Here is an 11,059-nt window from a genome sequence, read left to right as displayed (position 1 = left end):
TTCAATCGAGCTTATTTAGATGTCATAAAGTCGATAGCAGCGCTAATCTCATCATCAGAACAATCCATACACGTGCCTTTTGGAGGCATAGCATTAAAGCCATTTAGTGCATGCTCAAGTAAAGTGTCTTTACCTTTAGCAATACGTGGAGCCCAATCGTCAGCCGATTTAGGCGCGCCTAGTGCACCAGTGCCGTGACATGCAAAACATGCACCTTGATATACTTGCTCACCAGAGCGAGGACCGGTAGGCGCCGCTGCAACTGCAGCTTTATCGCCTTCAAGGTATACAGCACCAACCGGCGCGAGACGTGCTTTAATTGCATCTTCAGTCATAGAGTTATCATATGGCTGTGCGTATGCAGTGGTTGCTAGCAATAATAATGCTGCAGCTGTTAATTTTTTCATTTTGCCTTGCTCACTTCGATTTGAACGTGATCAATCACGATTAAAGATGACGGAAATTAAACCGATTATAACTCTCTGGGCCAATTTATAAAATGCTAAGAGCCGTTTTTATTAATAAAACTGACTACTTTTTGCGTTAACGCAATAAAATTTAATTATTTACTGTTTTTTGTTAAGCAATTTAATAAGCGTAATCAGTCATACAATTAACTTTTTAGATCCTAAGATCAAAATCAATTTATTGATAATACGCTACTAACTAGTTTTGCGATCCCTGCGTCGGCTTCAAGAATCGATTCTGCCAACATGTAAGCAGGGGTGGTAACTAACTTATTTGGTTCATCGATAACTACACCGTCAACCGCACAATCTATATGTTTAGCGCCTAATGTGCTTAGCGCTTGTGCTGTCTCTACATCGTTACCAATAGTAAGTGCGGCGTTATCGTAAATAAATGGGATCAATGCGGGTGCAATACACATATAACCTGCGGGTTTACTTGCTTTTGCGAATGCTTTACACGCATAAAGTACGTCTTCATTAATATTTGCTTGCGCGCCTTTAATTGCAAAATCGCATAAGTTTTTTGCAGCACCGAAACCGCCAGGTACAATTAATGCGTCAAACTGAGTCACGTCTAGTTCAATCAGCGATTTAATGTCACCTCGTGCAATGCGAGCAGCTTCTGTTAATACATTGCGTTTATCAGGCATTACTTCACCTGTTAAATGGTTAATGGTATGAAGTTGTTCAATATCTGGTGCAAAACACTGATACGTTGCGCCATTTTTGGCTATATGTAATAAAGTTAAAATTGCTTCATTAATTTCACTACCATCGTACACACCAGACCCTGCTAATATTACTGCTACGTTTTTCATGCTTTTGTCCCCTAAAGTCTTTTTTATAAGTCGATCGGATGAAGTTTAACATGCTCAAAATTTCTCGCGAAAATAAATTTTTAGTACAAAAATCATTCGCAGTGCAAGTCGTTTTGCGGTTTATGCCATTTGCGATCACTTTGCCTTTAAAAAAATTATAAAGGATCGCTATGATCTTCGATCCATTGTGCTAGAATACTCCTCCGGTTATTTAAATGGACGCGAATAATCAAAGTGAATAACAACAGAAGCAGTCGTTAGAAAACCTTTTTCCACATTGGTTTAAAATAATAAAAAAAGAACCTCGTATTATCTTTTTTAAATTAAAACATACAGTTAAAGTATTTTCTAGGCATTTTATAATGCTTTGGAAGAATAGCTCGTGGCTGTTATCTACACACTTATCCACAGCTTGCTCTAGTTTTAATAACACGATAAACAGTAATTCACAGTCGTTTTATTTACTACCTTATGGCATGCTTATAATTACCTTAATTTTTTGCATTTAGGATCCAAATTCACCATGGCTCAGATCCCCGAAAACCCACTTATTTTAGTTGATGGCTCGTCATATTTATTTCGTGCTTATCATTCTCCGCCGCATTTAACTAATTCTAAAGGTGAGGCTACGGGCGCTATTTATGGCGTGATCAACATGCTTAAAAGCTTGATCAGACAATATGATCCCTCACACATGGTGGTTATATTTGATGCTAAAGGCAAAACGTTCCGTAACGATATGTATAGCGAATATAAGGCAAATCGCCCGCCGATGCCGGATGACTTACGTACGCAAATAGCACCAATACATAGCATTATCAAAGCGATGGGTTTTCCGCTAATTAGTATCGAAGGCGTTGAAGCTGATGATGTTATTGGCACATTTGCACGCATTGCAACTGAGCAAAAACGGCATGTCCTTGTCTCCACTGGTGATAAAGATATGGCGCAACTTGTAAATGAACACGTTACATTAATAAACACGATGACCGACAGTATTTCAGATCCTGTTACCGTAGTTGAAAAGTTTGGTGTAGGCCCCGAACTTATTATCGATTACTTGGCACTAATGGGCGATAAGGTCGATAATATCCCAGGTGTTGAAGGCTGTGGTCCAAAAACGGCCGTTAAGTGGTTAGAGAAATATGGCTCGTTGCAAGGTGTAATGGATCACGCAAGTGAGATTAAGGGTAAAATAGGTGAAAAGTTAGCTGCAGCTCTCGATCATCTGCCTTTAAGCTACGAGCTTGCAACAATTAAGTGCGATGTTGAAGTTGAATCAGATCTTGATACGTTCAAACTACAAGAGCCAAATAAAGACGAATTAATTGCACTATATGGTGAGTGCGAATTTCGTCGTTGGTTAGCTGAGTTACTAGATAACCCTAAAGATGCAGAAACACATCTAGCTGTACCTACCGAAGCCACTGAATTACCAAAAGTAGAAGATGCCCATTACGAAACTATTTTAACGCAAGCGCAATTTGATACGTTAATAGAGCAATTAAATAGTGCCGAGTTATTTGCATTTGATACAGAAACTACCAGCCTTGATTACATGAAAGCGCAATTAGTGGGTATGAGTTTTGCCGTAAAAGCAGGTGAAGCTGTGTATTTACCTCTAGCGCATGACTACCCGGGTGCGCCTGAGCAATTAAGTCTGGAATTTGTAATGCAAAAGCTAGGTCCAATTTTGGCCGATGAAAACAAAGCTAAAGTAGGGCAAAACCTTAAATACGACAAAAGTGTATTAGCGAATGCAGGTTTTGCGCTAAATGGTATTAAGTTTGACACCATGCTTGAGTCATACGTATTTAATAGTGTGGGTACACGCCACGATATGGACTCGCTAGCACTTAAATATCTAGGTCATAAAAATATTAGCTTTGAAGATATTGCTGGCAAAGGTAAAAAGCAACTTACCTTTAACCAAATTGAACTTGAAAAAGCTGCGCCTTACGCTGCAGAAGATGCCGATATTACTTTACGCCTACATGAAGTGCTTTGGCCAAAAATAGCGGCTGATGAAAAGCTAAAATCTGTATTCGAAGATATAGAAATGCCACTTGTTAGTGTGATTTCTGATATTGAACGAACCGGTGTTGCAATTGATAGCAATATGCTTGCAGCACATAGCCAACGATTAGGCGAGCGTTTAATTGAGCTTGAAAAAGAAGCATTTGAAATAGCAGGCGAACCATTTAATTTAAGCTCTCCTAAGCAACTACAAGTATTGTTGTTTGAAAAGCTTGGCCTGCCTATTATCAAAAAAACACCTAAAGGTGCACCTTCTACCGCAGAAGAAGTATTGCAAGAGCTTGCTCATGATTATCCACTACCTAAAGTAATTATAGAGCATCGTGGTTTATCAAAGCTTAAATCGACTTATACTGATAAATTACCATTAATGGTGAATGAGAAAACCCAGCGTGTACATACGTCATATCATCAGGCAATTACAGCAACGGGGCGCTTGAGTTCAACCGATCCTAATTTACAAAATATTCCTATTCGTTCAGAAGAAGGGCGTCGAATTCGTGAAGCGTTTATAGCTGCAGATGGTTACAAAATTGTCGCTGCCGATTACAGCCAAATTGAGCTGCGTATTATGGCGCACCTTTCACAAGACAAAGGTCTATTAAATGCATTTGCTAACGGCTTAGATGTACACAGTGCAACTGCCGCTGAAGTATTTGGTGTAGAGCTTGATGATGTAACTACCGATATGCGCCGCAAGGCGAAAGCAGTAAACTTTGGCTTAATTTACGGTATGTCTGCATTTGGTTTAGCACGTCAACTAGATGTGCCGCGCCACGAAGCGCAGCATTACATAGATAAATACTTTGAGCGTTTTCCTGGTGTATTAGAGTACATGGAAACAACACGCGAAAAAGCAGCTGAAAATGGCTACGTTGAAACAATATTTGGTCGCCGCCTACATTTACCAGAAATAAACGCACGTAATGGCGCGCGCAGAAAAGGAGCCGAACGTGCTGCTATAAACGCACCAATGCAAGGTACTGCTGCTGATATTATTAAAAAAGCAATGCTGAGCGTTAACCGCTGGGTACACGAACAGGCGCCAAATACGATTAAGCTACTAATGCAAGTACACGATGAATTGGTATTTGAAATTAAAACAGACTGCGCACCTGAATACACAAAACATATTTGTGAGCTGATGTCGCAAGCTGCAGCGCTTGATGTGCCGCTTATTGTTGAAGCCGACGAAGGTGACAACTGGGAACAAGCCCATTAATGCAATTTGAGCATTTTAATTAAAGCGCCTTTTGGCGCTTTTTTTATGTTTAATAAAAATGGCGAATAACAGCTATTTAATTAGCTATATGCAAGCTTTAGTTAAAATAAGGTTAATTTAAGCAACTATTTGTATTAAATAGTTATATGTTCGTCAATTCGAGCTGTTTTACAGGAATATGATTGTATTTTAATGCGTGCTTTTGTTAAAGTCCCGCCTGTCCTATCCTGTAGGACATCCTGTTGATGATGCATCTGAAAGGGTGCAACAAATTGATAGCTTCTCCCCAGTTTGCTATACCGGCCTACCAACTTGTTTGGTGGGCCGTTTTTTGTTTTACGCCTAAAAATCCTATCTAATTAATTCTTTTTTGCGCTATACCAATTGTATTGTGCATTCGTCACTTCGAGGTGGTTTGGGTACATCGCAGGTGATACCATCGAAGTGCTATCATTTTTATTCTTTTCATTTTATTACTAAGGAGTGCGTTATGTTTAAAGCATTAGCTATTGCAGGTTTTTCTTTATCAAGTTTAGTTATTTCTAATGTTGCTCAGGCTAATTGGCAGCTAGTGAATGATAAAAGCCAACTAAGCTTTGTTTCAATTAAAAAAGATTCGATTGCTGAAGCTCACCATTTTACTAACCTTGAAGGTATGCTTTCTGATAAAGGTGAGTTTAGCGTTAATGTTGATTTAACATCAGCCGAAACTCTAATCCCTATTCGTAATGAGCGTTTAGCTACATTTTTATTCGAAGCGGCTAAATTCCCCAATGCTGTTTTAACTGCAAATTTAACTAAAGAGCTAAGTAATATCAAAAAGCCTGGTCAATATGTATTGAAGGGTATTACAGCTGAGCTTGATTTTCATGGTAATAAAAAACCATTGGCAATTGATGTACTCGTTAACAGCACGCAAAGTGGTGATTTAACGGTATCATCATTAACACCTATTATTATTAATAGTGATGATTTTGGTGTAACCGAAGGCGTTAAAAAGCTGCAAGAGCTAGCGGGCTTGCCTTCAATTGCAACAGCTGTGCCTGTTACATTTGCAATAACACTTAAAAAACAGTGATTTCTTTAAGTGAGCTTAGCAAGCGATTAAGCGAGCCAAGCAAACCTTTTGATAGTTGGCAGCCTAACCATTGTGGGGAGCTGCCAATTGTTATTAATAATGAAGGGAAATGGTTTTACGATGGCAGCGAAATAACACGCCCAGCCATGGTGAAGCTGTTTGCTTCTGTATTGTGTAAAGAAGGTGAGCAATTTTATTTAAAAACCCCTGTCGAAAAAATAACAATAACGGTTGAAGATGCGCCGTTTATTATTGTTGATTGGCGCTTTGAAAATACAGCGCAAGGGCAAGTGTTGTGTTGTATTGATAATTTAGCTAGGCAGTGGTTAGTGAGCGCTCAGCAGCCCTTGCATATAAAAGACTACAATGGTTCAAAGGTGCCTTATTTAAAGCTACCGTATGGTTGTAGTGCGCGAGTTTCACGCAGTGTATTTTATCAGTGGGCTGAAAAAGCCGAGTCTGATAAGCTCGGCTATTTTATTAAATCTGCAGGAAAGCAGTTTTATTTATCGTAACGCCAGCGTTTAAGCCTCTGGGTTGGTTTCGTCTGTGATTGTTTCATCGCTAGGTGGTACAGCAATAACAGGACCTAAAAACCATTCATCTAGCTTTTTAGCTACTTCTGGTAAACCGGTGCCCTTTAATGATGAAAACGCATGAACTGTAATATCCCCATCAAGCGTGCTTAATTCACGGCGAACTTGCAGTACTTGTGATTTACGAGGGCCTTGCTTTAGTTTGTCGGCTTTAGTTAATAGTGCCAATACTGGAATCTCACTACCAATTGCCCAGTTAATTAAATCACGGTCTAAATCTTTTAATGGATGACGAATATCCATTAAAATAACAATACCTTTTAAGCTTTGACGCTTTTGCAGATATTCACCTAACGACTTTTGCCATTTCTTTTTCATTTCGATTGGTACTTTAGCAAAGCCATAGCCTGGTAAATCGATAAGGCGCATATCGTCAACATCCGCTAAATCGAATGTATTGATTAGCTGAGTACGTCCAGGTGTTTTACTTGTACGTGCTAGCTTCTGATCGGTTAATGCATTTAATGCACTCGACTTACCTGCATTGGAGCGACCGGCAAACGCAACTTCAATTCCCGTATCAGCAGGTAATTTAGTAATGTCGGGAGCGCTTGTTACGAAAGACGCAGTATTATATTTGATACGAGATTTGAGCACAGGCTCTCCTAAAACTTAAAAAAATAACATTGAGTAAACCAAATTCACTCAGGGCGCGTATTTTATACTATAAAGGATGTATTAAAAAGCGTATTTAACCACCTAAAAACAGCACCTATGGTACATTTAAAACATGTTAAAGCTTAATCTAAGTCAAAACCCTGTAAATTATAAGCTTAATATGTGTAGAAAACGTGCCAGAGAATTTATTATCGTGTAGAATATATGTATTACAACATCACGATTGTAGATGATACAGGGTCGGAAACAGAGAATTCACCATGAAAAAAATAGCACTATCTTTAACAATATTGCTTGGTGCGTTGTCAGCAAGCAACGCAACAGCATTTGATGGCGATGTAAACGCAGGTAAAGAAAAATCAGCAACGTGTGCGGCTTGTCACGGCCCAGACGGTAATGCACCGGTTAATATTTACCCTAAAATTGCAGGTCAACATCCAGATTATATCCTTAAGCAACTTCAGGATTTAAAATTAGGTATGACGTCAGGCGGCAAAGAAGGGCGTATGGATCCAGTAATGAGCGCTATGGCTATGCCACTTAGCGAGCAAGACATGAAAGATCTAGCTGCTTATTTTTCTTCAATCAACATGACTGAAGGTGCTACACCTAAAGATGTTGTTGAAGTTGGCGAAATGCTCTTTAAAGCAGGCGATGCGGAGCGTGGGATTCCATCATGTGCAGCATGTCATGGTCCACGTGGTAACGGTTCATCACTTGCTAAGTTTCCAAAAATTTCTTTTCAGCATCCTGGATATATCAAGTCTCAACTTGAAAAATTCCGTGATGGAACTCGTCACAATGACTTAAATGGCATGATGGGCGATATAGCGAAGAAATTAACAGATAAAGATATTGAAGTACTTTCTCAGTACTTAGGTGGTTTACACTAAAGTCGTATTTATTTAGCAATTAATAATAAATACACTACAATGTTTTACAAAAAGCAGCCCAGGCTGCTTTTTTTGTGTGCAAAATTAACGATATCACCCGTTTAAATGTAAGACATTGACCATGCGTGAGTGTGAGAAAAGTCTTCTTTTTATTTTTTATTCATCATTAACCTATTGTATTTTATTGTTTATTTGATTTTAAAATGTAATAAGTATAATAAAAGTTATATAAACCAGTTGTAACAAAATCATTAACGAGTAAATTAACCACTGTCGCAAAAGAACAATAACAAAACGGAAACAAGCTATAAGGAAAGTGGCGCGGCATGACTACATAGCACAAGATTGGTGCTACTAAAGGAAATAATAAAAAAGTGTCAGGATGACCGAAAATAATAAAAAACTCATGGAAGTTTAATAACAAAAACAAAATGGAATGTAACAAGGAACGTAAAAATAATAACAATACGGACTGATAATAATAAAAATAATAAAGACTAAAAAAAGTCGAAGGGAGAAGTGTCCAGATAATGGCGCTCAGATTAGCAGGCGGTAGAGATGTTTTCTCTACCGCCTTTTTATTTGTCCTGTTACAATACCCACCGTTTAAAATTAGCGATTAATTAGCTAAGGCGCTTTTAAATGAGAAACCCAACCTCTATAGCGCAAACTGAATTCTTCTGGCTAGGCCAGCACTGCGATGCCCATTAATTTGCGCTTCGCTCAAAACCTCTTAAGTGAGATGATCAAGATATGAGTAGAACTAAAAAGTCACGCAAAAGCCCAGCAAACGGACCTGTTCGTTTAAGCCAAGATAAGCTTAAAGAAATGCGCGCATTAAAAGAGCAGCGAGTTAAAAAAACCAAAGGCGCAAAGCCCGGTTCTCGTAATGCGCCAGATTTACTAGATAGCGAAAGCCAAAATAGTAATCACGCGCCTAAAGATAAGCGTGTAGGCAGTAAAAAGCCTGTGCCGTTAATCGCAACCGCGCCAGAGCCTAAAGTTGAAATGAAACGCAACTTAAAGCCAACTATTGAGCTGAAAAAAGTAATCGAGCCTGAATTTACACCTGAACAAGAGCTAGAAGCACTTGAGAATGATGAACGTTTACTTAAATTAGTAGAGCGTCATGAAAAAGGTGAAATGCTAACAGGTAAAGATGCTAAGTACTTTAATAGTCGCATTGCCCGTCATCAGGCGTTATGTGAAATTCTTGGTATTGAAGATGAGGACGAAGACGAGTTTGAAGATGACCTTGAAAGCCAAGGCAATTCTGATTTCGATCAATACTTATCTGATGATTTAGCCAACGAATGGTTAGATGAAGACGACAAATAGTAAGGATAAATAATGAGTACCTCGGTAATTTTAGCCTTACTTTTAGGCGCTGCTATCATAGCTGGTTTGGCATTTTATGCGGGTCAGTTGCTGTATAAGTTAAATGCGCAAAAAAAGTTAATTGCTAAAACGCAGGCTGAACAAAAGCAAAAGCTTGAAAAGTCGCGTTTAAAGCGAAACGCAAAACTAGCCGATAGTATTCATTTAATCGCACGTGCAATGAATGAAGAGCAGTGTGAGTTTTCTGAAGGCTGTTTACGTATTTGGGTACTTATGTCTCAGTATGCCTTTGAAAGCGAGCGTGATTTAACGACGCAGTATCCTGGTATTTATAAAATGTATCAGGTAGTTAAAGAAATGCCGACGCACGATGCACGTAAAAAATACTCTAAAAAAGAGATTTTTAAGCTAGATAAGGCTCGCTGGCAAGCTGAAAAAACACTTAAAGATGAAGTTAAAGCGGATTGCGCTAAAATTATTATCGAGTTTAAAGCCGCTCCAGGTAGCGATAAAGTCGTTTTTAATTAAAGCTACAACTTAAATACAAAAAGCAGACCTAGGTCTGCTTTTTTTGTGCCGATGTATTTATTATCCAGAGTTCAGGCTAAATCACCCTTGAAAAGCGCGTTGCGTTAATTTGTTTTTGTAAGTGAGCATCGAAGCACATACAAATAATACGAATGAATAAGTTCCCGCGTGGTGTTACGCTAATTTTATTATCAATTATAGTGACTAGTTCATCTTTTATAAGTGGCGCCAGCGCTACTAATGCATCCTCAAAGTAGTCATTAAATATAAGCGCGTGTTTTTCACTAAAGTCTTGTATATCTAATTCAAATTGGCAAATGAGCTGTTTAATTGCATCAGCACGAATTACATCATCATGTGTTAAGTGCATTCCTTTATTAAGAGCACTACCGCTTTGTGTTTCTACGTTGTGGTAATAATGTTTTAATTCTTTTTGATTTTGTAAAATGGCGGTGCCGATTTGTGAAATTGATGACACGCCTAGACCTAATAAATCACAATTTCCATGGGTTGTATAACCTTGAAAGTTACGATGTAACTTGCCTTCATTTTGCGCAACAGCTAGTTCATTATCAGTTTTTGCAAAATGGTCCATACCAATAAATTGATAGCCTGCTTGCGTCATCTGCTCCAGCGTATTTTTAAACATGGTGAGCTTATTATGAGCACAGGGTAAATCTGCATCTTTAATCTTACGCTGTGCAGCAAAGCGCTCTGGTAAATGCGCGTAGTTAAACACTGATACTCTGTCAGGGCTTAACTCAATAAGTTGCTCTATAGTTTTCTTAAAGCTCTCTGGCGTTTGCAGAGGAAGCCCGTAAATCATATCTGCATTAATAGATTGAAATCCCAGCTCGCGAGCTTGTGTAATTAATTGCTTAACGGTATCTGCATTTTGCGGGCGATTAACAGCAAGTTGCACGTCGTCGTTAAAGTCTTGAATCCCAAACGAGACGCGGTTAAAGCCAAGCATTCTTAAATCAACAAGCATATTATCGGCAAGTGAGCGTGGGTCTATTTCAATACCGCGCTCTGTTGTGCATGTAAAATTAAAGTGTTGTTCTAAAAGTTTAATTAAACGGGTCATTTGTTTTGCGGTTAAAAAGGTGGGAGTACCGCCACCTAAATGCAATTGCTCAACCGTGTAGCTTTTAAATAAAGGCGCTTGGGCAGTAATTTCTTTTGCTAAAAAGTCGAGATACGTATCTGCCTTAGATTGATGACGGGTAATTATTTTATTACAGCCACAGTAGTAGCAAAGCTGACTACAAAACGGGATGTGAATATATAAAGAAAGAGAGCGACTTGTTGACGATTCTATAGCGCTTAGTAGGTCTTGTTGCTGGTACCCGTCACGCAGTGATAAAGCTGTGGGATAAGAGGTATAACGCGGACCAGACACATTATATTTGTTTATTAGGGTTTCATCCCATTGTGGAAGTTTAATCATCACGCGCACCT

General features: G+C 38.8%; 10 protein-coding genes. 6 read left to right on the top strand and 4 right to left on the bottom strand.

Annotated features, from left to right (window positions below):
- Nucleotides 1–11 precede the first annotated feature (11 nt).
- Both H5118_RS06140 and elbB read right to left on the bottom strand, forming a co-directional pair.
- The gene (locus H5118_RS06140) at nt 12–407 is read right to left on the bottom strand and encodes a cytochrome c5 family protein (protein WP_002959908.1); all 396 of its coding nucleotides are present in this window, start codon (nt 405–407) and stop codon (nt 12–14) included.
- Nucleotides 408–640: 233 nt separating this feature from the next.
- Complete coding sequence (gene elbB / locus H5118_RS06135) at nt 641–1,288, bottom strand: isoprenoid biosynthesis glyoxalase ElbB (RefSeq protein ID WP_182748167.1); 648 nt, start codon at nt 1,286–1,288, stop codon at nt 641–643.
- Nucleotides 1,289–1,811: 523 nt separating this feature from the next.
- Between elbB and polA the strand changes: the two genes are divergently transcribed.
- The 3 genes from polA to H5118_RS06120 all read left to right on the top strand — a co-directional run bounded on the left by polA (nt 1,812) and on the right by H5118_RS06120 (nt 6,140).
- Complete coding sequence (gene polA, locus H5118_RS06130; protein ID WP_138488411.1) at nt 1,812–4,547, top strand: DNA polymerase I; 2,736 nt, start codon at nt 1,812–1,814, stop codon at nt 4,545–4,547.
- A gap of 490 nt (nt 4,548–5,037) precedes the next feature.
- Nucleotides 5,038–5,625, top strand: a complete 588-nt coding sequence (locus H5118_RS06125) for a YceI family protein (RefSeq protein ID WP_182694000.1) — start codon at nt 5,038–5,040, stop codon at nt 5,623–5,625.
- Nucleotides 5,622–6,140, top strand: a complete 519-nt coding sequence (locus tag H5118_RS06120; RefSeq protein WP_182696383.1) for a DUF1285 domain-containing protein — start codon at nt 5,622–5,624, stop codon at nt 6,138–6,140. Before H5118_RS06125 ends, H5118_RS06120 begins: the two co-directional genes overlap by 4 nt.
- Before the next feature lie 9 nt (nt 6,141–6,149).
- Here the strand turns inward: H5118_RS06120 and yihA are convergent, their stop codons facing one another.
- On the bottom strand, nt 6,150–6,818 hold the full coding sequence (gene yihA, locus H5118_RS06115; RefSeq protein WP_002959920.1) for a ribosome biogenesis GTP-binding protein YihA/YsxC: 669 nt from the start codon (nt 6,816–6,818) through the stop codon (nt 6,150–6,152).
- Between the two features lie 281 nt (nt 6,819–7,099).
- On the opposite strand from yihA, the gene H5118_RS06110 reads away from it, so the two are divergent.
- The 3 genes from H5118_RS06110 to H5118_RS06100 all read left to right on the top strand — a co-directional run bounded on the left by H5118_RS06110 (nt 7,100) and on the right by H5118_RS06100 (nt 9,598).
- On the top strand, nt 7,100–7,732 hold the full coding sequence (locus H5118_RS06110) for a cytochrome c (protein WP_182682808.1): 633 nt from the start codon (nt 7,100–7,102) through the stop codon (nt 7,730–7,732).
- 753 nt (nt 7,733–8,485) lie between these two features.
- Nucleotides 8,486–9,070, top strand: coding sequence for a Der GTPase-activating protein YihI (gene yihI / locus H5118_RS06105; protein WP_002959924.1), 585 nt, complete (start codon nt 8,486–8,488; stop codon nt 9,068–9,070).
- 12 nt (nt 9,071–9,082) lie between these two features.
- Nucleotides 9,083–9,598, top strand: coding sequence for a DUF2489 domain-containing protein (locus tag H5118_RS06100; RefSeq protein WP_002959926.1), 516 nt, complete (start codon nt 9,083–9,085; stop codon nt 9,596–9,598).
- Between the two features lie 76 nt (nt 9,599–9,674).
- Here H5118_RS06100 and hemN read toward each other — a convergent pair whose 3' ends face one another.
- A complete protein-coding gene (hemN, locus tag H5118_RS06095) occupies nt 9,675–11,048 on the bottom strand; it encodes an oxygen-independent coproporphyrinogen III oxidase (protein ID WP_182748165.1) in 1,374 nt (457 codons plus the stop codon).
- Nucleotides 11,049–11,059 lie beyond the last annotated feature (11 nt).

Source organism: Pseudoalteromonas sp. SR41-1 (assembly GCF_014164015.1).
Classification (GTDB): domain Bacteria; phylum Pseudomonadota; class Gammaproteobacteria; order Enterobacterales; family Alteromonadaceae; genus Pseudoalteromonas; species Pseudoalteromonas distincta.
This window is presented reverse-complemented; position numbering and strand designations above follow the sequence as displayed.

Coding starts and splice junctions, on each gene's coding strand:
- H5118_RS06140 (WP_002959908.1), bottom strand. CDS start 407: ATGAAAAAATTAACAGCTGCAGCATTATTATTGCTAGCAACCACTGCA.
- elbB (WP_182748167.1), bottom strand. CDS start 1,288: ATGAAAAACGTAGCAGTAATATTAGCAGGGTCTGGTGTGTACGATGGT.
- polA (WP_138488411.1), top strand. CDS start 1,812: ATGGCTCAGATCCCCGAAAACCCACTTATTTTAGTTGATGGCTCGTCA.
- H5118_RS06125 (WP_182694000.1), top strand. CDS start 5,038: ATGTTTAAAGCATTAGCTATTGCAGGTTTTTCTTTATCAAGTTTAGTT.
- H5118_RS06110 (WP_182682808.1), top strand. CDS start 7,100: ATGAAAAAAATAGCACTATCTTTAACAATATTGCTTGGTGCGTTGTCA.
- yihI (WP_002959924.1), top strand. CDS start 8,486: ATGAGTAGAACTAAAAAGTCACGCAAAAGCCCAGCAAACGGACCTGTT.
- H5118_RS06100 (WP_002959926.1), top strand. CDS start 9,083: ATGAGTACCTCGGTAATTTTAGCCTTACTTTTAGGCGCTGCTATCATA.
- hemN (WP_182748165.1), bottom strand. CDS start 11,048: ATGATTAAACTTCCACAATGGGATGAAACCCTAATAAACAAATATAAT.